Raw genomic sequence first — 21,515 nt, forward strand, 5'->3', positions numbered from 1 at the left:
GGCGCGGGTCGTGATGTCGGTGGTACCGGCGAGAATGGGCCCATGACCACGAGCGAAGGTGTCCCCCAGAAGTCGGCGCAGACGGACGCGGCGAAGCGGCACGCCGAGCTGGCCGAGCGGATCGACGAGGCGAACTACCGCTACTACGTGCTCGACCAGCCGACGCTGAGCGACGCCGACTACGACCGGCTGATGCGCGAGATCCAGGCGCTGGAGGCCGAGTACCCCGAGCTGGTCACCCCCGACTCGCCCACCCAGCGGGTCGGGGCGCCGATGGTCACCGAGTTCGCGACCGTCGAGCACGTCGAGCGGATGCAGAGCCTCGACAACGCGATGGACGCCGACGAGCTGCTGTCCTGGGACCAGCGGGTGGTCCGGGAGGTCGGCGAGGTCGCGGGCTACCTGTGCGAGCTGAAGATCGACGGCCTGGCGGTGTCGCTGGTCTACGAGAACGGCAGGCTCGCGCGCGGCGTCACCCGCGGCGACGGCCGCACCGGCGAGGACATCACGCTCAACGTCCGCACCATCGAGGCGATCCCGACCCAGCTGTCCGGCTCCGGCTGGCCCGAGCTGCTGGAGGTCCGCGGCGAGGTGTTCCTGCCCGTCGCGCGGTTCGAGGAGGTCAACGCCGAGCAGGCGGAGATGGGCGAGAAGGTCTTCGCCAACCCGCGCAACGCCGCCGCCGGATCCCTGCGGCAGAAGGACCCGAGCGTCACCGCCCGCCGCAGGCTCAGCATGCTCGTCCACAGCTTCGGCGCCTGGCGCGGCGGCAAGCAGCCCGACGGCCAGTCCGAGGCGTACGAGACCATGCGGGAGTGGGGCCTGCCGATCAGCGACCGCTACAAGGTCGTCGGCGGGCTGGAGGCCGTGCGCGAGTACATCGCCCACTACGGCGAGAACCGCCACGAGCCCGAGTACGAGATCGACGGAGTGGTCGTCAAGGTCGACCAGTTCGCGTTGCAGCGCCGCCTGGGCTCCACCTCGCGCGCGCCGCGCTGGGCGATCGCCTGGAAGTACCCGGCCGAGGAGGTCAACACCCGGCTCCTCGACATCAAGGTGGGCATCGGCCGCACCGGGCGCGTCACCCCCTACGGCGTGATGGAGCCGGTCAAGGTGGCCGGGTCCACGGTGGCCTACGCCACGCTGCACAACGCGGGCGAGGTCAGGCGCAAGGGCGTGCTGATCGGCGACACGGTCGTGCTGCGCAAGGCGGGCGACGTCATCCCCGAGATCGTCGCGCCCGTGACGGACCTGCGCGACGGCTCCGAGCGCGAGTTCGCCATGCCCACGCACTGCCCCGAGTGCGGCACCGAACTCGCCTACGAGAAGGAGGGCGACGCCGACATCCGCTGCCCCAACGCCCAGTTCTGCCCGGCGCAGCTGCGCGAGCGGCTGTTCTTCCTGGCCAGCCGCAAGGCCCTGGACATCGAGGCCCTGGGGTACGTGGGCGCGACGGCGCTGACGCAGCCGCTGGAGCCCGGCGAGCCGCCGGTCCGCAACGAGGGCGACCTGTTCCACCTGACCGTGGAGCAGCTGCTGCCGATCCGCACCGTGGTGCGCGAGCAGCGCACCGGCGTCCCCAGGATCGATCCGAGGACCGGCGAGGAGAAGGTCGTCACCTTCTTCGCCAACGCCGACGGCGAGCCGAAGAAGATCGTCGAGGTGCTGTTCGAGGAGCTGGAGAAGGCCAAGGCCCAGCCGTTGTGGCGGGTGCTGGTGGCGCTGTCGATCCGGCACGTCGGCCCGGCCGCCGCGCAGGCCCTGGCCCGCGAGATGGGCTCGATCGACGCGATCCGCGGTGCCACCGAGGAGGAGCTGGCCGCCGTCGAGGGCGTCGGCCCGACGATCGCCGCCTCCATCAAGCGCTGGTTCGAGGTGGACTGGCACCGGGAGATCGTCGAGAAGTGGGCCGCCGCCGGGGTGCGGATGGCCGACGAGGGGTTCGACGCGCCGCGGCCGCTGGAGGGCGTCACCGTCGTGATCACCGGTTCGCTGGAGGGCTTCAGCCGCGACTCGGCCACCGAGGCCGTGCAGAACCTCGGCGGCAAGGTCTCCGGCTCGGTGTCCAAGAAGACCGGTTTCGTGGTCGTCGGCGACAGTCCCGGCTCCAAGTACGACAAGGCCGTCAAGCTCGGGGTGCCGGTCCTCGACGAGGAGGGGTTCCGGGTGCTGCTCGAACAGGGGCCGGATGCGGCCAAAAACGTAACCCTGCGCGGGGACGAATGACGGCCCGTGTTCGTTGCCCAGATGACCAGCGAGTAGTTACCTAACGGTACGGTATGGCTACCCTTTGGTAGGATTGCGACACGGATTGGGCATAACGGATTGTAGGCAATCGGTTTCGCGAAGTTGAGCAAAGGTCGTACTCTCCCTGTCATCACAGGTCCCCCGAACCTCTTGAGATGGTGATGAAGGACCCGAACAACACGCGGAACACGATGCCGCGCCGGGGCTCCCCGCTGTGGACGTACTTCGTGGTGGTCACCGTGCTCGGCGCGGCGGCCCTCGCCGCGGCGGTGACCGGGCTGTCCGGCGGCGCCGCGGACGCCCTGGTCGCCAGCCCGGTGCTGTGGATCCTGGCGGTGCTGATCGTCGCGGGCGAGCTGCGGCCGATCATCACGCCGGGCTCGACGGAGAACAGCGGGGCCAGCACGGCCACGACGTTCTCGTTCGCCGCGCTGCTCTACGTGGGACTGCCGGCCGCCGCGCTGCTGCGCGCGGCCGGGCTGGTCGTCTGCGGGATCCTGTGGGGAAGGGCCCCGCACCGCATCGCCTTCAACGTCGCCCAGTACTCGCTCAGCCTGGGCGGGGCCGCGCTGGTGCTGCACCAGTTCGGGGTGCGGCCGGACCTCCTGGACCCGTGGGTGCCCGACGGCCGGGACCTCCCGGTGATCGCGCTCGCCGGGGCCGTCTACTTCATCTGCAACGACACCCTCGTCGCCGCCGCCGTCGCGCTGCACGAGCGGATCTCCCTGGCCCGGGCGCTGCGCTGGGACCTGGGCTACCAGGTGCTCGTCCACCTGGCGCTGCTCGGGCTGGCCCCGATGATCGTGGTGGCGATGGACCGCTCGGGGGCGTTCCTGCTGCTGGTGGTGCTGCCGTTCATCGCGGTCTACCTCAACGCGTCGGTGTCGGTCCGCCGCGAGCACCAGGCGCTGCACGACGGGCTGACCGGCCTGCCCAACCGCAAGCTGCTGACCGTCCGCACCGAGGAGGCCCTGGCCGAGGTCCGCGCCGACGGCCCGCGCGGGTTCAAGCGGCGCGCCGCCGAGGACCGCCGCACCGGGCTGTTCCTGCTGGACCTGGACCGGTTCAAGGAGGTCAACGACACCCTCGGGCACGCCACCGGCGACCGCCTCCTCCAGATGGTCGCGCACCGCCTCACCCACAGCGTGCGGCCCGGCGACCTGGTGGCGCGGCTCGGCGGGGACGAGTTCGCGGTGCTGCTGCCCACCGTCCGCGACGAGGCCGCCGCCCGCGAGGTCGCCGCCCGGCTGCGCGCCGCGCTCTCCGAGCCGGTCCGGCTGGACGGGATGACGTTCGACCTGGAGGCCAGCGTCGGGATCGCCCTGTGTCCCGACCACGCGCACGACTTCGACCTGCTGCTGCAACGCGCCGACGTCGCGATGTACCACGCCAAGGAGAGCCGCAGCGGCGTCGAGGTCTACTCGCCCGCCACGGACCGCAACTCGCCGGCCCGGCTGTCCATGCTCGGCGACCTGCGCCGCGCCGTGGACCGCGGCGAGCTGGAGCTGTTCTACCAGCCCAAGATCGCCCTGCACGACGGCCAGCTCGTCGGCATGGAGGCCCTGCTGCGCTGGCGGCACCCCGAGCGGGGCCTGCTGGAGCCCGCCGAGTTCCTGTCGATCGCCGGGCAGAGCTACCTGATGCGCTCCATCACCCATCTGGTGGTGGACGCGGCCCTCGCCCAGACCGCCGCCTGGTGGCGCGAGGACCTCGCCGTCCAGGTCGCCGTCAACGCCTCCGGCCGCGACCTGCTGGACGCCGGGCTCGTGGAGACCATCGAGAACGGCCTGAACGTCCACGGCCTGCCCGCCGCCGCCCTGCAACTGGAGATCACCGAGCGGATCCTGATGAACGAGCCCGCCTACGCCTCCGACACCGTCGGCGCGCTGGCCGAGCTCGGCATCCCGCTCAGCCTCGACGACTTCGGCACCGGTTACACCTCGCTGGTGCGGCTGCGCCGGCTCCCGGTCGAGGAGATCAAGATCGACGCCTCGTTCGTGCGCCGGCTGGCCGTCTCACCCGACGACGCGGTCCTGGTCCGGTCCATCGTGGACCTGGTCCGCACCCTCGGGATGCGTTCGGTCGCCGAGTGCGTGGAGGACCCGGCCACCGCCCGCGCGCTCCGCGAGATCGGCTGCGACGCGGCCCAGGGCTGGCACTTCGGCCGCCCCATGGACGCCGCGACCGCGACCGACTGGCTCCGCCGCCGCATGGAACGGGCCCCCGAACCCGCCGCCTAGGACCCGTGGTGAAGCGGCCTCGGCCACGCACGCGAGCGCGCTACCTGACCTGCGGGCCCGAGGCCGAAGGCGAGGGCCCGCGGGTCAGGTCGCGAAGCGATGTCGCGCTCGCCAGGACCTGGTGAGGTGCGAGCCCCCGGGCGAGCGCCGTAGGCCAGGGCTTTTGCAACACCACCTAGTAGCGCGGGCGGCGGGCCGGCGGCTCCTCGTAGTACTCCTCGCGGACCGCCGCCGGGGGAACGGCCGTCCGGCGCCGCGCCGACGCGATCCGCGCGACCCCGATCACCAGCCCGACCAGCCCGCCGACCATCAGGATGAACCCGACCACCCGGATGTCGAGCCCGCTGATGTCGAACTCGACCGCGTAGGCCAGGATCGCCCCGATGATGATCAGCGCGATGCTGCCGCCGATGGTCACGGCATTCTCCTCTCGTCCAAGGACGTACGAGAGGACACTTCCCCCTGAGGGTCACTGAAACGGACTATTTGCCGACCGTCCCCTGACCCGGCCGTTACGATCGCCCGTCATGGGTTTCATCAACCAGCTCCGGGTCGCGGTCATCGTGCTCGGCATCCCGGCGGTCCTGCTCTTCTTCGCGATGACGATGGAGGGCATCGAGACCGACGGCGGCGCCTACCGGCTGGAGAACCTGGCCCAGGTCATCGCGGGCGGCTTCCTCGTGCTGTCGAGCGCGGTGCTCGTCGCCGGGGCGCTGGCCGGGCACAAGGCGACGCCGAATCAGCCGCCGTACCCGCCGGGGCCGTTCCCCGGCGCGGGGGCGGTGCCGCCGCAGGGGCAGCCGCAGCCGTTCGCCGCGCCGCGGCCGGGACAGGCGCACCAGCCGTTCCCGCAGCAGCAGCCGCCGCAGGCTCCGCGGCAGGGCTGAGGGCGGGCCACCGGGGATCTTGCCTGCGCAAATCCGGTCGGCCCCGGGCCCGGCGGCCAATAGGATGGCGGAGAACCCAATCTCTCTGCAGGAACGGTTTCCACATGTCCGCGATCACCCGTGACGAGGTCGCGCACCTCGCCCGGCTGTCCCGGCTGGCGCTCGGCGACGATGAGCTCGATCATCTCGCCGCCCAGCTCGATCAGATCATCTCCGCGGTCGCGCGGGTGCAGGAGGTCGCGGCGGAGGACATCCCGCCGACGTCCCACGCGCTGCCGCTGACCAACGTCTACCGGTCCGACGAGAACCGGCCCTCGCTCACGCCCGAGCAGGCCCTGTCCGGTGCTCCGGCCGCCGAGGACCAGCGGTTCCGCGTCCCCCGGATCCTGGGCGAGGAGGCCTGAGCATGAGTGATCTGATCCACCGGAGCGCCGCCGAGCTGGGCGCGCTGATCGCCTCCGGCGAGACCTCCGCCGTCGAGGTCGCGCGGGCCCACCTGGAGCGGATCGCCGCCGTGGACGGCGAGATCCACGCGTTCCTGCACGTGGACGACGAGACCGTCCTCGCCCAGGCCCGCGCGGTCGACGAGCGCCGCGCCGCCGGCGAGGAGCTCGGGCCGCTGGCGGGCGTGCCGATCGCGCACAAGGACGTGTTCACCACGGCCGACATGCCGACCACCGCCGGTTCGAGGATCCTGGAGGGCTGGCGGCCGCCGTACGACGCGACCGTCACCGCCCGCCTGCGCCGGGCCGGGCTGGTGATCCTCGGCAAGACCAACATGGACGAGTTCGCCATGGGGTCCTCGACCGAGAACAGCGCCTACGGTCCCACCCGCAACCCGTGGGACCGGACCCGCATCCCCGGCGGCTCCTCCGGCGGCTCCTCGGCCGCCGTCGCCGCCTACCAGGCCCCGCTGTCCACCGGCACCGACACCGGCGGCTCCATCCGGCAGCCCGCCGCCGTCACCGGCATCGTCGGCATGAAGCCGACCTACGGCGGCGCCTCCCGCTACGGCATGATCGCGTTCGCGTCGTCGCTGGACACGCCGGGCCCGTTCGCCCGCAACGTGCTGGACGCGGCGCTGCTCCAGGAGGCGTTCTCCGGGTACGACCCGATGGACTCCACCTCCATCGACAAGCCGGTCCCGCCGGTCGTCGAGGCCGCCCGCCGCGCCGACGTGGCCGGGATGACCGTCGGCGTCGTCAAGGAGTTCGGCGGCGAGGGCTACCAGCCGGGCGTCCTGGCGCGCTTCAACGAGGCCGTCGAGCTGCTGGAGTCGCTGGGCGCGAAGGTCGTCGAGGTCTCCTGCCCGAACTTCTCCTACGCCCTGCCGGCCTACTACCTGATCGCGCCGTCGGAGTGCTCGTCGAACCTGGCGCGCTTCGACGCCATGCGGTACGGCCTGCGCGTCGGCGACGACGGCACCCGCAGCGCCGAGGAGGTCATGGCCCTGACCCGCGCCGAGGGCTTCGGCGACGAGGTCAAGCGCCGCATCATGCTGGGCACCTACGCCCTGTCGTCGGGCTACTACGACGCCTACTACGGCAAGGCCCAGCAGGTCCGCACGCTGATCGCGCGCGACTTCGAGGCCGCGTTCGAACGCGTCGACGTGCTGGTCTCGCCGACCACGCCGACCACCGCGTTCCCGATCGGCGAGCGCGCCGACGACCCGATGGCGATGTACCTGGCGGACCTGTGCACGATCCCGTCGAACCTGACGGGCAACGCGGCCATCTCCGTCCCGTGCGGCCTGGCCGAGGCAGGTTCGGGCGGTGGAGACGGTACTACCGGCCTGCCGGTCGGACTGCAGATCATGACCCCGGTCCTCGGCGACGACCGCGCGTACCGCGTCGGCGCCGCCGTCGAGAAGGCCCTGGAAGAGCGCTGGGGCGGCCCGCTGCTGGCCAAGGCCCCGAAGCTGGAGGCGGACAGGTGAGCACGACCGTCATGAAGTACGAAGAGGCGCTCGCCAGGTTCGAGCCGGTGCTCGGCATCGAGACGCACATCGAGCTGGGCACCAGGTCGAAGATGTTCTGCGGGTGCCCCACCGCGTTCGGCGCCGAGCCCAACACCCAGGTCTGCCCGGTCTGCCTCGGCCTGCCCGGCTCGCTGCCGGTCACCAACAAGGCCGCGATCGAGGGCATCATCAAGATCGGCCTGGCGCTGAACTGCGACATCGTCGAGTGGTGCCGGTTCGCCCGGAAGAACTACTTCTATCCGGACATGCCGAAGAACTACCAGATCTCGCAGTACGACGAGCCGCTGTGCGTCGACGGCCACCTGGACGTCGAGGTGGAGGGCACGACGTTCCGGATCGAGATCGAGCGCGTCCACATGGAGGAGGACACCGGCAAGTCCCTGCACGTGGGCGGCGCGACCGGCCGCATCCACGGCGCGGACCACTCGCTGGTGGACTACAACCGCGCGGGCATCCCGCTCGTGGAGATCGTCACCAAGCCGATCACCGCGACCGGCGAGAAGGCCCCGCTCGTCGCCAAGGCGTACGCGACCGAGCTGCGCGAGCTGGTGCGCTCCCTGGGGGTGTCCGAGGTGCGCATGGAGCACGGCTCGATGCGCTGCGACGTCAACGTCTCCCTCATGCCGCGCGGCGCCTCCGAGTGGGGCACCCGCACCGAGACCAAGAACGTCAACTCCCTGCGCTCGGTCGAGCGCGCCGTCCGCTCCGAGATCGAGCGGCAGGCGGCCGTCCTCGACGCCGGCGGCAAGATCGTCCAGGAGACCCGCCACTTCCACGAGGACACCGGCACCACGACGTCCGGCCGGTCCAAGGAGGAGGCGCAGGACTACCGCTACTTCCCCGAGCCGGACCTGGTGCCGATGGCCCCGTCCCGCGACTGGGTCGAGGAGCTGCGCGCCTCCCTGCCCGAGCTCCCGGCGGCCCGCCGCGGGCGCGTCCAGGGGGAGTGGGGCCTGTCCGACCTGGAACTGCGCGACGTGGTCAACGCCGGGGCCCTCGACCTGATCGAGGAGACCGTCCGCGAGGGCACCGACCCGGCCGCCGCCCGCAAGTGGTGGATGAACGAGCTGTCCCGCCGCGCCACCGAGCAGAACGTCGAGCTGGCCGACCTGCCCATCACCCCGCGGCAGGTGGCCCGCATCCAGGCGATGGTGGACGCGAAGGAGCTGAACGACAAGCTCGCCCGCAAGGTGTTCGAGGGCGTCCTCGTCGGCGAGGGCACCCCGGACGAGGTCGTGGCCGCCCGCGGCCTGAAGGTCGTCTCCGACGACGGCGCCCTGGCCGCGATCATCGACCAGGTGATCGCCGACAACGCCGACGTGGCCGACAAGGTCCGCGGCGGCAAGGTGGCCGCCGCCGGCGCCCTGGTCGGCGCGGTGATGAAGGCCAGCCGGGGCCAGGCCGACGCGGGCCGCGCCCGCGAACTGATCCTGGAGAAGCTGGGCGTCTCCTGACGCACGGCCCGCGACGAGACGGGCCGGGACCGCCGGAACGAGGCGGCTCCCGGCCCGTTCGTCCGGGCGGGGACCGCGCCGCGTCAGCCGGGGCCCGGTAGTGGGCGGATTGTGAGGATCTGCTGTGCGTACCCGACGGGCCCGGCGGCGTCGTGCAGGACGGTGCTGGTGACGCCCTGGCCCGTGCCACCGAACACGACGGTGGTGTCCAGGCCGGTCCAGCGGCCTTCGGGCTGGCGGTACAGGTGGACGGTCAGGTCGACGTTGGGGAACATCCAGACCGTGGGCGGCTGGCGCACGGCGATGCCGTTGGCGGTGTCGACGAGCGCGACGTAGGACGCCAGCGGGCCGCTCGCCTCCCCGGCGACGAGGGAGAGCCCGGTGGAGACCCAGGCGGTCGTGCGGCCGGGCCGCGGCGGGCCGACCGGGCGGACGTCCAGGGAGGCGATGTACCCGCCGGGCCACACCGAGGTCAGCGGCCACGGGGCGAGCCCCTCGGGCGGCGGGAGCCGGTCGGGGGCGCCGCCCGCGACCGCGCCGGTGTCCACGGCCGCCAGGGCCCAGGCGCGCGCCCGGACCGCCGGGCGCCCGCCGATGAGCACGGTCGCCTCGACCAGCTCGATGGTGCGACCGGGCCGGACCGTCCGCACGTCGATCTCGCACTCGTCGAGGGCGAGCCGCCCGAGGATGTCGAAGCCGATGCGGCCGAGGAGCAGGCCGGTGTCCGGGCGGGCGGCCAGGTGCCGTTCGATGGCGTGCACGACGAGACCGCCCAGCGGGCTGAAGTGCTGCTCGCCCGGATCCCAGGCGCCTCCGGCGTGGGCGGTGGGCTTGTAGCGGTGCTCGTCGACGCGCTCGTAGTAGCCGTCGGGAGCCGGTGCGCTTGCGTTCAACGGATGTCTCTCCTGGAGCGGCGGGGTTCAGAGGACGTTGGCCAGGGCGGCGTGGGCAGGGGGGTTCCCTCCCACTCCACCATGAAGATCGTCGAGTCCGCCCTCCAGGGGCCGCGCCTCCGGCTACGGTGCGGGCATGGCGTTCGAGTCGCTGCCTCCCGGGTTGCCGCCGGGGCGGCCGGTCACCCCCGCCCCGGAGTTCACCGACGAGCGATGGGCGGGCCGGCCCGTGCTGTGGGTGAGCGATGAGCCGGTGGCCGGGTGCGGCGAGTTGTGGATGCGGCTGTACGAGCAGCGGGAGGAGACCGGGCTGTATCCCCTGATGCTCGAAACCCTGCTCGGGGCCCCGGAGCGGCCCTGGCACGCGGGGGAGTTCGGTCACGTTCCCGTGCGCGCGGTCGACGCCCTGGACGCGGGCGAGGTCCTGCGCCACTGGTGGGAGCCGTGGCCCGAGCCGTGGCCGGGGCTCGCGGACGCGGGAGCCGAACGGAGCGATCCCGACGCGGCCGCCCGGGCGCTGGCCCGGCGGTTCTCCTCCGGGGGCGACCGGCTCATCGGCCTGGTCCCCGCCGCGCGGGGCGCCGACACCCTGGCCGAGTGCGGCTGGCGGGGGCGGCTGGGCCGCTCCCACGACGCCGGGCGGGTCGCCGCGGTCGTGCGGTCCTGGGAGGAACGCTTCGGAGCCCGCGTGGTCATGGCCGGGCCCGACACGCTCGACCTGTCCGTGGCCGCGCCGCCCCGGACGCCGGAGCACGCGCGGCGCGTCGCCGCCGAGCACCTGGCGTTCCGCCCGGACTACTTCGACCTCGACGACCTGGACGCCTACGCCGAGGAGCTGGTGGACGACGCGTACTGGGCGTTCCTGTGGCACTGGTGGGACTGAATGTCGTACCTCCCGGTTACGGTGCGGGTATGTCCTTCGAGTCGCTGCCGTCCGATCTGCCGTCCGGGCGCCTGGTCGCCCCCGACCCGGATTCCGTCCACGAGCGGTGGGCCGACCGGCCCGTGCTGTGGGTGAGCGACGAACCGCTGGTGGACGCCGGGGACCTCTGGGCGGACCTGTACGGCCGCCGGGAGAAGACCGGGCTGTACCCGCTGCTGCTCGACGGCCTGTACGGGGAGCCCACGCGGCCCTGGCACGACGGTGAGCTGGGCCATGTCCCGGCCGGGGCGATCGACGTGCTCGCCGCGGACGGGGTGCTGCGCAGGTTCTGGGACGCGGTGACCGAGAACGAGCACGCCGCGCCGCTGAACGACCCCTGGCCGGGCCTGGCGGATCCGGGGATCGGGGTGTCCGACCCCGACGACGTGGCCGTGGAGCTGGCGGAGGGGCTGGCCATCGGGGTCGGCCGGTTCCTCGGGCTGGTGCCCGCGGGGCGCGGCGCCGACACCCTGAGCCTGGTCGGATGGCACGGGCCGCTGAACCACACCGACCACACGCAGGAGATCTCGGCGATCGTGCGGTCCTGGGAGGAACGCTTCGGGGCCCGGGTGGTGAAGGTCGGGTTCGACATGCTCGACCTGTCCGTGGCCGCGCCGCCCCGGACGCCGGAGCACGCGCGGCGCGTCGCCGCCGAGCACCTGGCGTTCTGCCCCGACAACGTCTGGCAGGGCAGCGGGGACTTCGAGACCTACGCCGTGTCGCTCGTCGACGCCGAGCGCTGGCACTTCTGGTGGGACTAGCGCAGGGGGAACACCAGGATCCGGTCGTCGCCCCGGCGCGGGGAGCCGCGGCCGTCGCGGTTGCTGGTCGTGACCCACAGGGAGCCGTCGGGCGCGCGGACCGCGGTGCGCAGGCGGCCGTACTCCCCGGTGTGGTGCGCGATCGGGCGGCCCGCCCTGCCGTCCTTCACCGGGACCTGCCAGAGGCGTTCGCCGCGTAGGCCCGCCGCCCACAGGGAGCCGCCCGCGTAGGCCAGGCCCGAGGGGGACGCCTCCTCGGTGGTCCAGGTCAGCAGGGGATTGACGAAGTCCCTGTCGTCGCCGACGCCCTCGACCTCGGGCCAGCCGTAGTTCCTCCCCTTCTCGATGAGGTTGATCTCGTCGAGGCGGTCCTGGCCGAACTCGGTGGCGTACAGGCGCCTCGCCTCGTCCCAGGCCAGGCCCTGGACGTTGCGGTGCCCCCACGTCCACACCCGGTTGCCGAACGGGTTGCCCGGCGCGGCCTCGCCGTCGGGCGTCACGCGCAGGATCTTGCCGCCCAGGGAGTTTTTGTCCTGGGCCAGCTCGGTCCGGTACACCTCGCCCGTCGCGACGTAGAGCATCCCGTCGGGGCCGAACGCGATCCGCCCCCCGTTGTGGTTGGCCCCCTTGGGGATCCCCGTCACCACCTCCTGCAACGGACCGATCCTGTCGTCGTAACGGAACCGCATCACCCGGTTGTCGGCCGCGGCCGTGAAGTACACGTAGACCAGGCGGTCCCGGTCGAACCCCGGCGAGACCGCCACCCCCATCAGCCCGCCCTCGCCGCCGGGCCGCACGCCGGGGACGCCGCCGACGTCGGTGACCTTCCCCTGGGGCGTGATCCGCAGCAGGCGGGAGCTGTTCCGCTCGGTGACCAGGGCGTCCCCGCCGGGCAGGAACGCCACGCCCCACGGGACGTCCAGTCCCCGCGCCAGCTCGCGCGGCCGACCGGGGGAGGCCGCGCCGGTCCGGGCGGCGGGCGTCGTCGCGCCGGTCGCCGGGCCGGTCGCCGCGCCGGTCGCCGGCAGCGGGCCCGGGGTGCGCGCCCCGCCCGGGGGACCCGACGAGCAGGCCGTCAGCAGGGCCGCCGCCAGCGCCAACGCGGTGATCTTCCCCATGGCACGTCCTCCCGTTCCCCGGGTACTACGGATCCGGTGCCCGATTCGTTCCCCCGATCACGACAGCGGAACGACGATCACCCCGTCGTCGGACCGCGTGTCGGTCGTCAGCCACAGCGAGCGGCCGTCCGGCGACCGCGTCGCCGACCGGATCCGACCGAACCGTTCCGCGAAGTGCGGGAGCGCCTGCCCCACCCTCCCGTCCCTGACCGGCACCTGCCAGAGGCGCTGCCCGCGCAGCGCCGCCGCCCACAGCGACCCGCCCGCGTAGGCCAGCCCGGACGGTGACGCCTCGGCGGGCGCCCAGGTGAGCAGCGGGTTGGTGAAGTCCTCGTCGTCGCCCATCCCCTCGGCCTCGGGCCAGCCGTAGTTCCTCCCTCTCTCGATGAGGTTGATCTCGTCGAAGCGGTCCTGGCCGAACTCGGTGGCGTACAGGCGCCTCGCCTCGTCCCAGGCCAGACCCTGGACGTTGCGGTGCCCCCAGCTCCACACCAGCGTCCCGAACGGGTTGCCCGGCGCGGCCTCGCCGTCGGGCGTCATCCGCAGGATCTTGCCGCCCAGCGACCCGCGGTCCTGCGCGTGCGAGGTGACCCCCGCGTCCCCCGTCGAGGCGTACAGCATCCCGTCCGGCCCGAACGCCAGCCGCCCCCCGTTGTGCCGCCCCGCCTTCGGGATCCCCTCGACCAGCACCTCCGGCCGCCCCAGGCCGCGACCGTCGTAGCGGGCCCGCACGACGCGGTTGTCCGACCGGGCGCTGAGATACAGGTACACGCGGTGGTCCTCGGCGAACGACGGCGACACCGCCACCCCCAGCAGCCCGGCCTCCCCCTGCGGGACCACGCCGGGCACCACCCCGACCTCCGACACCGTCCCCCGCGGCGTCACCCGCAGCAGCCGCGCGCTGTCGCGTTCGGTGACCAGGGCGTCCCCGTCCGGCAGGAACGCCAGCCCCCACGTGACCCTGAGCCCCCGCACCAGGTACCGGGGCGTCCCCGGGCCGGCGGTCGCCCGCTCCGCCGGGGGAGCGGCCACCGCGCCCCCGCCGCCGGCCTCGGCGGAGCAGCCGCCGCCCACCATCACCACGGCCGCCGCGAGGGCCGTCACACGTCGCATGGGCTCATCAAGGCACAGCGCGACGTCCACGCACAGCCGGAAAACGTCACAACGGCCATGTCCGGCCGCGCGCCGCGGGCCCACCCGCACGGCCCGTCACGTAACGTGACAGCGGTCGCGCGTTCGTCACGGCCCGGAGCCGGGGCGACACGTGTGGTCGCGATCACTCCGGTTCGCGCTTTGTCGCCGGGAGGACGCCCAGCCTCAATCGCTCCGTGACCTACGGAACGTACATTGAGCATCACGGTGATCCCGCACTGCAGCAACGTCGCTGACATCCCGCCGGCGCAGCCGAAGTGCTCGCGGCGTCCCCGGCGCGTACCGGCGCGGGGGCACGATCCGGCAGGCACCGGGCGTTACCCAGGCGCCAGGTGGGGCTGAACGACCCATATCCGGGACGCGACGCGGCGTCCGCACGGGGGCCTTGTGCGCCCGGCAGGGCAGGGAGGGACGACGGCGCGATGAGCGGCGAGAACGGCAGGCGGCTGCCGCGACGGGCGGTACCCGTCGCCCTGGTCGCGGTCGTCGGGGTGCTCTATGCCGTCGGGTCGCTGCTGAGCTGGGGCGGGACCGCCTATATCGCCTGGGCCGAGGTCATCGCCGCCGGAACCGCGGCCGCCTCGCTCCTGCTGGCCGCCCGCCGCCCGAGCACGCCGCCACCCGACGCGGGCCCCGCGCCCGAACCGGAACCGGACGGCGAACCCGCCGTCGAACCCGAGACCGCGCCCCCCGAGAGCGCGCCCGGAACGCTGTGGCGCGCCGCCTGGCGCTGGTTCGGCGTCGCCGCGTGCTGCTGGTTCGCCGGGGCCGTCGTGTCGGCGGTCACCGCGACCGTGCAGAGCCGCAGCGCGCTGAGCCTGTCGGTGGCCGACCTGTTCTACCTGGCCGCCATGGGCGCGCTGGTCACCGGGCTGGTCGCGCCGGTCCGGCCGCCCCGCGACGCCGGGACCTGGCTGCGGTACGCCGCCGACACCTACGTCTGCGCCGCCGCGCTGTTCGTGCTGGGCTGGGTGGCGCTGTTCACCGACCTGTACCACCGGTCGGGGGAGCGGGCCTCGGAGTTCCTGCTGGAGCTGCTGTACCCCGTCATCGACGTGGTGCTGGTGTGCGCGGCGCTGTCGTTCGTGCTCGGCGCGGCGCGCGGCCACCGCCGCACCGCCTGGATGGGGTACGGGGCGCTGGCGGCGTTCGCGGCGGCCGACGTCGTGACGACCGTGGTCCGCCTCGACGGCGGCGCGCCCGTCGACGACCCCTCCGACATCCTGCGCCTGGCCGGCCTGCTGCTGCTCCTGCTGGTGCCGTGGACCGAGCCGGACACCGGGTTCGAGGCCCGGTCCGGCGCCGAGCCCGCCGGGGAGGCCCCCGACGAGGGCGCCGAGGCGGACCGGGGCGGCCTGGTCGGCCCCGGCCTCGCGCCCGCCGCCGTCGCGGCCGCCGCCGCGCTGTTCGTCGCGGGCCACTCGCTGACCGGCTCGCACGGCCTGGAACCGGTGGTGTCGCTGGTCGCGGGCTCGGCGACGATCGTGCTGCTGGCGCGCCTGGCGGCCCTGCTGCGCGAGAACGAGGTGCTGCGCCGCGCCGTCACCACCAGCGAGGACCACTTCCGCGCCCTGTCGGAGAGCATCAACGACGCGGTGCTGATCTGCGACCTGGACGCCGTCGTGCAGTACGCCAGCCAGGGCGCCCTGCGCACCTACCGCTACGCCGCCGACGAGCTGCTCGGCCGCCCGCTCGGCGAGATCATCCACCCGGAGGACCTGCCGCGCGTGCGGGAGGCGTTCGCCGGGTTCCTGGAGGACCGCGACGGCCCCGACGAGATCCCCGACGGGACGCTGCGCGTGTCGTGCCGGGTGCGCGCCGCCGACGGCACCTGGCTGCCGACCGAGTCGACCGTGTCGCGCTACAGCGGCGCGGGCGACGCCCCCGGCCGCCTGCTGGTCACCACCCGGGACCTGTCGGAGCAGGCCGCCCTGCAACGCCAGGTCGCCCACCTGACCTTCCACGACGGCCTCACCGGCCTGCCCAACCGCGCCTACTTCGAGGAGCGCACCCGCGAGGTGCTGTCCCGCAAGCACAACGGGTTCCAGGTCGCGGTCGTGTTCGTGGACCTCGACGGGTTCACCGCCGTCAACGACTCGGCCGGGCACGCCGCCGGAGACCAGGTCCTCGCGCAGGCCGCGCGGCGGCTGCGCGCGACCGTGCAGGCCGACGACACCGTGGCGCGCTGGGGCGGCGACGAGTTCGCCGTGCTGGTGCAGCTTCCCGCCGACCCCGGCCACCCCACCCGGACGGCCGTCGAGCTCGCCGAACGCCTGCTGCGGGTACTGTCGGCCGACCCCTACCGGGTCGGCACCAAGCACATCGCCCTCACCGCCAGCGTCGGCATCGCGTTCCTCGGCGACGAGTCCCCCGACGGGACCCAGCGCGGCCCGTCCGGGGAGCGCCGCCTGCGCCGCAGCGCCGCCGAGCTGATCCGCAACGGCGACCTCGCCATGGCACGCGCCAAGGAGCTCGGCGGCGGCCGGGTCGAGGTGTTCGCCCCGCACATGCACGCCGACGTCGTCCGCCGCCTCGAACTCGGCAGCGACCTGCAACGGGCGCTCGTCGAGGAGCGGTTCGCGGTGGAGTTCCAGCCGGTGGTGGAGCTGGCGACCTCGCGCGTCACCGGCGTGGAGGCGCTGGTGCGGTGGTGCCGCGACGACGAGGCCGTCCCGCCCGAGCAGTTCATCGGCCCGGCCGAGGAGTCCGGCCTGATGATCCCGCTGGGCGACTGGGTGCTGCGCCAGGCGTGCCGGGAGGTGGCCCGCTGGCGGCGCGAGTCCTGGGAGGTCGGCCTGTCGGTGAACTTCACCGCCCGGCAGATCGCCGCGCCGCGCTTCGTGGAGTCGGTCGCCGCCGCGCTGGAGGAGACCGGGCTGCCGCCGGAGGCCCTCACGCTGGAGGTGCGCGAGGAGGTCCTGGTCGAGGACGGCGGCCACAACGTGGAACGCCTGTCGGCCCTGCGCGACCTGGGCGTCCGCCTGGCGATCGACGACTTCGGCACCGGCTACGCCTCGCTGGCCTACCTCGGGCAGCTCCCGGTGGACATCATCAAGATCGACCCGTCGTTCGTGGCGGGCCTCGGCCGCGACGAGACCCTCACCCTGCTCACCCGCACCATCGTGCGGCTCGGCCGCGACCTCGGCCTGACCGTCGTCGCCGAGGGCATCGAACGCCCCGAGCAGCTGGAGCTGCTGCGCGAGATGGAGTGCCCGCGCGGCCAGGGTTACCTGGTGGCCCGGCCGATGGCGGCGGGCCGGATCGAGTCGCTGGTGCGCACCGGGCCGGGCTCGGGAAGTGCGGAGACACCCCTGGAGGGGACCGCGCTGCCCGCCCTGTAGTCTCAGAACGTGGTCTCACATGGCGAGACAAAGTGTCCAGGGATTTGACCAGTCGGCCTCGCGTGGGCGAGAGTGGGCATCGTGCAGAGCAGTTCCATCATCCTCGTAGTACTTGGTCGGCGCGCAGGCTGACCAGGTTCTTCGTCCTGCGCGCTACCCTCGACCGCCATCGGAGGCGGCGGGGGTTTTTTGTTGGCCGTGTGATCTCGCTGAGCTGGCGTTCGGTGGCGAGCACGAACTTCTCCCAAGGAACTGGAACATGACGACCGAACAGATGACGGGAGCCCAGGCGCTGGTCCGCGCCCTGGAGAACGTCGGCGTCGACACGGTGTTCGGCATTCCCGGCGGCGCCATCCTCCCGGCGTACGACCCCCTCTTCGACTCCCGGAAGATCCGCCACATCCTGGTGCGGCACGAGCAGGGCGCCGGGCACGCAGCGCAGGGCTACGCGATGGTCACCGGCAGGGTCGGCGTGTGCATGGCCACCAGCGGTCCCGGCGCGACCAACCTGGTCACCCCGATCGCCGACGCCTACATGGACTCGGTCCCGATGGTCGCGATCACCGGTCAGGTCCCGTCGGCGGCGATCGGCACCGACGCGTTCCAGGAGGCCGACATCGCCGGCATCACGATGCCGATCACCAAGCACAACTTCCTGATCACCGATCCGCGGGACATCGGCCGCACGATCGTCGAGGCGTTCCACATCGCCTCCACCGGCCGTCCCGGACCGGTCCTGGTCGACATCTCCAAGGACGCGCTGCAGGCCACGTTCGAGTTCGAGTGGCCGGTCCAGATGCAGCTGCCGGGCTACCGCCCCGTCACCCGGCCGCACTCCAAGCAGGTCCGCGAGGCCGCCCGGCTGCTCACCGCCGCCCAGCGTCCGGTGCTGTACGTCGGCGGCGGCGTCGTCAAGGCCGGGGCCTCCGCCGAGCTGAGGGTCCTGGCCGAGCTGACCGGCGCCCCCGTCGTCACCACGCTGATGGCCAAGGGCGCCTTCCCCGACAGCCACCCCCAGCACATGGGCATGCCCGGCATGCACGGCAACGTCGGCGCGGTCGGCGCGCTGCAGAAGGCCGACCTGCTGGTCACGCTCGGCGCGCGGTTCGACGACCGGGTCACCGGCAAGCTGGACGGGTTCGCCCCGCACGCCAAGGTCGTGCACGCCGACATCGACCCGGCCGAGATCTCCAAGAACCGGCACGCCGACGTCCCGATCGTCGGCGACGCCCGCGAGGTGATCGCCGACCTGATCGTCGCGGTCCAGGCCGAGCACGACGCCGGCCGCCGCGGCGACTACGCCGAGTGGTGGCGGCAGCTGGAGGCCTGGCGCGAGACCTACCCGCTGGGCTACGACCAGCCCGAGGACGGCTCGCTGTCCCCCCAGCACGTCATCGAGCGGATCGGGAGGATGGTCGGCCCCGACGCCTACTACGTCGCGGGCGTCGGCCAGCACCAGATGTGGGCCGCGCAGTTCATCAAGTACGAGCGGCCCGGCGCGTTCCTGAACTCCGGCGGCGCGGGCACGATGGGCTACGCCGTCCCCGCCGCGATGGGCGCCAAGGTCGGCCGGCCGGACACCCAGGTCTGGGCGATCGACGGCGACGGCTGCTTCCAGATGACCAACCAGGAGCTGGCCACCTGCGCCATCGAGGGCATCCCCGTCAAGATCGCCGTCATCAACAACGGCAACCTCGGCATGGTCCGCCAGTGGCAGACGCTCTTCTACAACGAGCGCTACTCCAACACCAACCTGCACTCCAGGCGGATTCCCGACTTCGTGAAGCTGGCGGAGGCGTACGGTTGCGTGGGGCTGCGGTGCGACCGGCCCGAGGACGTCGACGCGACGATCGCCAAGGCCATGGAGATCAACGACGCGCCCGTCGTCATCGACTTCGTCGTCCACCAGGACGCGATGGTGTGGCCGATGGTCGCCGCCGGCACCGCCAACGACGACATCAAGATCGCGCGTGACCTCGCCCCCGACTGGGAGAACGGAGACTGACCATGAGCCTGCACACCCTCTCGGTCCTGGTCGAGAACAAGCCCGGCATCCTCGCCCGCGTGGCGGCCCTGTTCTCCCGGCGCGGCTTCAACATCGAGTCCCTGGCGGTCGGCACCACCGAGCACCCGGAGATCTCCCGGATGACGATCGTGGTGAACGTCGAGGAGCTCCCGCTGGAGCAGGTCACCAAGCAGCTCAACAAGCTGGTGAACGTCCTGAAGATCGTCGAGCTGGACCCGTCCCAGTCGGTCCAGCGCGAACTGGTGCTGGTCAAGGTCCGCGCCGACGCCGAGACGCGGTCCCAGGTCCTGGAGACCGTCCAGCTGTTCCGCGCCAAGGTGGTGGACGTCGCCCCCGACGCGGTGACCATCGAGGTCACCGGCAACCGGGACAAGCTGGAGGCGTTCATCCGGGTCCTGGAGCCGTTCGGCATCAAGGAACTGGTGCAGTCGGGCATGGTGGCCATCGGCCGCGGCGCCCGGTCCATCACCGACCGGTCGCTGCGCGCCATCGAGCGCAGCGCCTGATCCACCCCACGAGACACAACGAAAGGCAGCACCCACAGTGGCTGAGATGTTCTACGACAACGACGCGGACCTGAGCATCATCCAGGGCCGGCACGTCGCCGTCATCGGCTACGGCTCCCAGGGTCACGCGCACGCCCTGTCCCTGCGCGACTCGGGGGTGGACGTCCGCATCGGCCTGCCGGAGGGCTCCAAGAGCCGGGAGAAGGCCGAGGCCGAGGGCCTGCGGGTGCTCACCCCGGCCGAGGCGGCCGAGGAGGCCGACCTGATCATGATCCTGGCGCCGGACCACCTGCAGCGCGCGATCTACGAGAACGACATCAAGCCCGCCCTGGTGGAGGGCGACGCGCTGTTCTTCGGCCACGGCTTCAACATCCGCTTCGGCCTGATCGAGCCCCCGGCGGGCGTCGACGTCGCCATGGTCGCCCCCAAGGGCCCGGGCCACCTGGTGCGCCGCCAGTACACCGCCGGCCGCGGCGTCCCGGTGATCGTCGCCGTCGAGAAGGACGCCTCCGGCGGCGCCTGGCCGCTGGCCCTGTCCTACGCCAAGGCCATCGGCGGCCTGCGCGCGGGCGGCATCAGGACGACCTTCACCGAGGAGACCGAGACCGACCTGTTCGGCGAGCAGGCCGTGCTGTGCGGCGGCGCGGCCGAGCTGGTCAAGACCGGGTTCGAGGTGCTGGTCGAGGCGGGCTACCAGCCCGAGGTCGCCTACTTCGAGTGCCTGCACGAGCTGAAGCTGATCGTCGACCTCATGTACGAGGGCGGCATCTCCAAGATGTACTGGTCGGTGTCCCACACCGCCGAGTACGGCGGCCTCACCCGGGGCCCGCGCGTCATCACCGCCGACACCAAGGCGGAGATGAAGCGGATCCTCGGCGAGATCCAGTCCGGCGAGTTCGCCAAGGAGCTGGTGTCCGAGTTCGAGTCGGGCCAGGCGACGTTCGGCAAGCTCCGCAAGGAGCTGTCGACGCACCCGATCGAGGAGACCGGCGGCAAGCTGCGCCCGATGATGAGCTGGCTGAACGACTGATCCGGCCCACGCAGCGGCGCGCCCGTCGCGGCCGGACCACCGGCCCCGGCGGGCGCGTCGCGCGTTCGGAGGGTCACCGGGCCAGGCGGCGGCGGATCCGGGCCCGCAGCGGGACGGGCCGGGCGCCGCCCTTCACCAGGACCGCCAGGTAGCCGCCCTTGGTGAAGTAGATCGCGGCCTCGGTGCCGGGACCCAGCCGGCGCTTGCGGGGGTCCTCGGGCATCGCCGGGTCCCGGACCTTCCCGAACCGGCTCTCCCGGCTCACGCCGAGGGCCGTGGCCGCCACGTGCAGGTCCCAGCGGCCCGGTCCGGGCGCGGTCATGTCGACCAGCGCCTCGAAGCCGTCGGGGTCGGCGCGGGCGGCGACGCGGTGCTCGGCCCTGGTGGTGCGCTCCCGCAGGATCACGTCCACCGCGGTGCGGTGGGTCTCGATGCGCTGCAGGCGGGCCAGGCCCCGGACGCGCACGCTGGTCCCCTCGTGCCAGCCGACCGCGTCCAGCCGGTGCTCCACGCCGATCTCGGCGGTGATGTCGGCGTCCTGGCGGGGGACCCCGCGCAGGTAGGGGTACAGGGCGTAGACCCGGCCGCCGACCACCACGGCGCCCGCCGGACTGCCGGTCACCTCGTCGTGGATCAGCCGTTCCAGCTCCTCGCGCAGCCCGTTCTGGATGCAGAACGCGCGCAGCCGGTAGGAGGCGGGCAGCGCGGCGCGCGCGGCGTCGCTGAGCCCCTCGTCGCCGAGCACCCGCCGGGTGCCCTCCACCAGGCGGTCGCGCTGGGGGCGGTCGAGGTCGAGGAAGCGGTGGTCGTACACGCGGAGGACGTCGCGCAGGACACTGATCGTGCAGTCCGAGGTCACGGGAGTCTCCAGGTCGGGCGGGATGGGCATCACGTTACGACCACCATCGGTCGCGCACAGTGAAAACGCGGCAGCGCGTCGTTCGAATGCATACTCGGTAT

17 protein-coding genes are annotated in these 21,515 nt (G+C 72.8%); 12 read left to right on the forward strand and 5 right to left on the reverse strand.

The genetic code is table 11. The features are described from left to right. The first annotated feature begins 42 nt into the window (after positions 1-42). Positions 43-2,226 (forward strand): NAD-dependent DNA ligase LigA, encoded by a 2,184-nt coding sequence (gene ligA, locus HNR61_RS04070; RefSeq protein WP_182841704.1) that lies wholly within the window; start codon positions 43-45, stop codon positions 2,224-2,226. Positions 2,227-2,402: 176 nt separating this feature from the next. Beyond that, positions 2,403-4,487 (forward strand): putative bifunctional diguanylate cyclase/phosphodiesterase, encoded by a 2,085-nt coding sequence (locus HNR61_RS04075; RefSeq protein WP_182841705.1) that lies wholly within the window; start codon positions 2,403-2,405, stop codon positions 4,485-4,487. Positions 4,488-4,662: 175 nt separating this feature from the next. Here HNR61_RS04075 and HNR61_RS04080 read toward each other — a convergent pair whose 3' ends face one another. Further along, entirely contained in the window at positions 4,663-4,905 is a 243-nt protein-coding gene (locus HNR61_RS04080; protein WP_182841706.1) for a DUF6458 family protein, read from the reverse strand. Between the two features lie 109 nt (positions 4,906-5,014). Here HNR61_RS04080 and HNR61_RS04085 point away from each other — a divergent pair, with 109 nt between their 5' ends. The 4 genes from HNR61_RS04085 (at position 5,015) to gatB (ending at position 8,806) form a co-directional block, all read left to right on the forward strand. Next, a complete protein-coding gene (locus HNR61_RS04085; protein ID WP_182841707.1) occupies positions 5,015-5,374 on the forward strand; it encodes a hypothetical protein in 360 nt (119 codons plus the stop codon). A 104-nt stretch (positions 5,375-5,478) separates the two neighbouring features. Continuing rightward, positions 5,479-5,778 carry an Asp-tRNA(Asn)/Glu-tRNA(Gln) amidotransferase subunit GatC gene (gene gatC / locus HNR61_RS04090; RefSeq protein WP_067818710.1) on the forward strand — a complete coding sequence of 100 codons (300 nt, stop codon included), beginning with the start codon at positions 5,479-5,481 and terminating at the stop codon, positions 5,776-5,778. A gap of 2 nt (positions 5,779-5,780) precedes the next feature. After that, positions 5,781-7,310 (forward strand): Asp-tRNA(Asn)/Glu-tRNA(Gln) amidotransferase subunit GatA, encoded by a 1,530-nt coding sequence (gene gatA / locus HNR61_RS04095; RefSeq protein WP_182841708.1) that lies wholly within the window; start codon positions 5,781-5,783, stop codon positions 7,308-7,310. An 11-nt stretch (positions 7,311-7,321) separates the two neighbouring features. Next, entirely contained in the window at positions 7,322-8,806 is a 1,485-nt protein-coding gene (gene gatB, locus HNR61_RS04100) for an Asp-tRNA(Asn)/Glu-tRNA(Gln) amidotransferase subunit GatB (RefSeq protein ID WP_182842283.1), read from the forward strand. A gap of 83 nt (positions 8,807-8,889) precedes the next feature. Here the strand turns inward: gatB and HNR61_RS04105 are convergent, their stop codons facing one another. Then, entirely contained in the window at positions 8,890-9,699 is an 810-nt protein-coding gene (locus tag HNR61_RS04105) for a thioesterase family protein (RefSeq protein WP_182841709.1), read from the reverse strand. Between the two features lie 136 nt (positions 9,700-9,835). On the opposite strand from HNR61_RS04105, the gene HNR61_RS04110 reads away from it, so the two are divergent. After that, positions 9,836-10,582, forward strand: a complete 747-nt coding sequence (locus HNR61_RS04110) for a DUF4253 domain-containing protein (protein WP_182841710.1) — start codon at positions 9,836-9,838, stop codon at positions 10,580-10,582. 29 nt (positions 10,583-10,611) lie between these two features. Continuing rightward, positions 10,612-11,382 (forward strand): DUF4253 domain-containing protein, encoded by a 771-nt coding sequence (locus tag HNR61_RS04115; RefSeq protein WP_182841711.1) that lies wholly within the window; start codon positions 10,612-10,614, stop codon positions 11,380-11,382. Here the strand turns inward: HNR61_RS04115 and HNR61_RS04120 are convergent. Beyond that, on the reverse strand, positions 11,379-12,500 hold the full coding sequence (locus tag HNR61_RS04120; RefSeq protein WP_182841712.1) for a PQQ-dependent sugar dehydrogenase: 1,122 nt from the start codon (positions 12,498-12,500) through the stop codon (positions 11,379-11,381). The two genes, HNR61_RS04115 and HNR61_RS04120, sit on opposite strands and share 4 nt — an antisense overlap. A gap of 57 nt (positions 12,501-12,557) precedes the next feature. Then, positions 12,558-13,613: a PQQ-dependent sugar dehydrogenase gene (locus HNR61_RS04125; protein WP_182841713.1), complete on the reverse strand. Its 1,056-nt coding sequence runs from the start codon at positions 13,611-13,613 to the stop codon at positions 12,558-12,560. A 461-nt stretch (positions 13,614-14,074) separates the two neighbouring features. On the opposite strand from HNR61_RS04125, the gene HNR61_RS04130 reads away from it, so the two are divergent. The 4 genes from HNR61_RS04130 to ilvC all read left to right on the forward strand — a co-directional run bounded on the left by HNR61_RS04130 (position 14,075) and on the right by ilvC (position 20,555). Beyond that, positions 14,075-16,993, forward strand: a complete 2,919-nt coding sequence (locus tag HNR61_RS04130) for an EAL domain-containing protein (protein ID WP_182841714.1) — start codon at positions 14,075-14,077, stop codon at positions 16,991-16,993. A 259-nt stretch (positions 16,994-17,252) separates the two neighbouring features. After that, complete coding sequence (locus HNR61_RS04135; protein ID WP_182841715.1) at positions 17,253-18,998, forward strand: acetolactate synthase large subunit; 1,746 nt, start codon at positions 17,253-17,255, stop codon at positions 18,996-18,998. A gap of 2 nt (positions 18,999-19,000) precedes the next feature. After that, entirely contained in the window at positions 19,001-19,525 is a 525-nt protein-coding gene (gene ilvN / locus HNR61_RS04140) for an acetolactate synthase small subunit (RefSeq protein WP_067818683.1), read from the forward strand. A 46-nt stretch (positions 19,526-19,571) separates the two neighbouring features. Beyond that, the gene (gene ilvC / locus HNR61_RS04145; RefSeq protein ID WP_182841716.1) at positions 19,572-20,555 is read left to right on the forward strand and encodes a ketol-acid reductoisomerase; all 984 of its coding nucleotides are present in this window, start codon (positions 19,572-19,574) and stop codon (positions 20,553-20,555) included. Between the two features lie 73 nt (positions 20,556-20,628). Here the strand turns inward: ilvC and HNR61_RS04150 are convergent, their stop codons facing one another. After that, positions 20,629-21,444 (reverse strand): hypothetical protein, encoded by an 816-nt coding sequence (locus tag HNR61_RS04150; RefSeq protein WP_220508887.1) that lies wholly within the window; start codon positions 21,442-21,444, stop codon positions 20,629-20,631. Positions 21,445-21,515 lie beyond the last annotated feature (71 nt).

Origin of the sequence: Actinomadura kijaniata, assembly GCF_014138665.1 — a bacterium.
Lineage (GTDB): Bacteria > Actinomycetota > Actinomycetes > Streptosporangiales > Streptosporangiaceae > Spirillospora > Spirillospora kijaniata.

What these genes read in the sequence shown, in the direction of transcription:
- ilvC (WP_182841716.1), top strand. Translation starts at nt 19,572, where the DNA reads ATGTTCTACGACAACGACGCGGACCTGAGCATCATCCAGGGCCGGCAC.
- ilvN (WP_067818683.1), top strand. Translation starts at nt 19,001, where the DNA reads ATGAGCCTGCACACCCTCTCGGTCCTGGTCGAGAACAAGCCCGGCATC.
- HNR61_RS04120 (WP_182841712.1), bottom strand. Translation starts at nt 12,500, where the DNA reads ATGGGGAAGATCACCGCGTTGGCGCTGGCGGCGGCCCTGCTGACGGCC.
- HNR61_RS04075 (WP_182841705.1), top strand. Translation starts at nt 2,403, where the DNA reads ATGGTGATGAAGGACCCGAACAACACGCGGAACACGATGCCGCGCCGG.
- HNR61_RS04125 (WP_182841713.1), bottom strand. Translation starts at nt 13,613, where the DNA reads ATGCGACGTGTGACGGCCCTCGCGGCGGCCGTGGTGATGGTGGGCGGC.
- HNR61_RS04085 (WP_182841707.1), top strand. Translation starts at nt 5,015, where the DNA reads ATGGGTTTCATCAACCAGCTCCGGGTCGCGGTCATCGTGCTCGGCATC.
- ligA (WP_182841704.1), top strand. Translation starts at nt 43, where the DNA reads ATGACCACGAGCGAAGGTGTCCCCCAGAAGTCGGCGCAGACGGACGCG.
- HNR61_RS04110 (WP_182841710.1), top strand. Translation starts at nt 9,836, where the DNA reads ATGGCGTTCGAGTCGCTGCCTCCCGGGTTGCCGCCGGGGCGGCCGGTC.
- HNR61_RS04135 (WP_182841715.1), top strand. Translation starts at nt 17,253, where the DNA reads ATGACGACCGAACAGATGACGGGAGCCCAGGCGCTGGTCCGCGCCCTG.
- HNR61_RS04130 (WP_182841714.1), top strand. Translation starts at nt 14,075, where the DNA reads ATGAGCGGCGAGAACGGCAGGCGGCTGCCGCGACGGGCGGTACCCGTC.
- HNR61_RS04150 (WP_220508887.1), bottom strand. Translation starts at nt 21,444, where the DNA reads ATGCCCATCCCGCCCGACCTGGAGACTCCCGTGACCTCGGACTGCACG.
- gatB (WP_182842283.1), top strand. Translation starts at nt 7,322, where the DNA reads ATGAAGTACGAAGAGGCGCTCGCCAGGTTCGAGCCGGTGCTCGGCATC.
- gatA (WP_182841708.1), top strand. Translation starts at nt 5,781, where the DNA reads ATGAGTGATCTGATCCACCGGAGCGCCGCCGAGCTGGGCGCGCTGATC.
- gatC (WP_067818710.1), top strand. Translation starts at nt 5,479, where the DNA reads ATGTCCGCGATCACCCGTGACGAGGTCGCGCACCTCGCCCGGCTGTCC.
- HNR61_RS04115 (WP_182841711.1), top strand. Translation starts at nt 10,612, where the DNA reads ATGTCCTTCGAGTCGCTGCCGTCCGATCTGCCGTCCGGGCGCCTGGTC.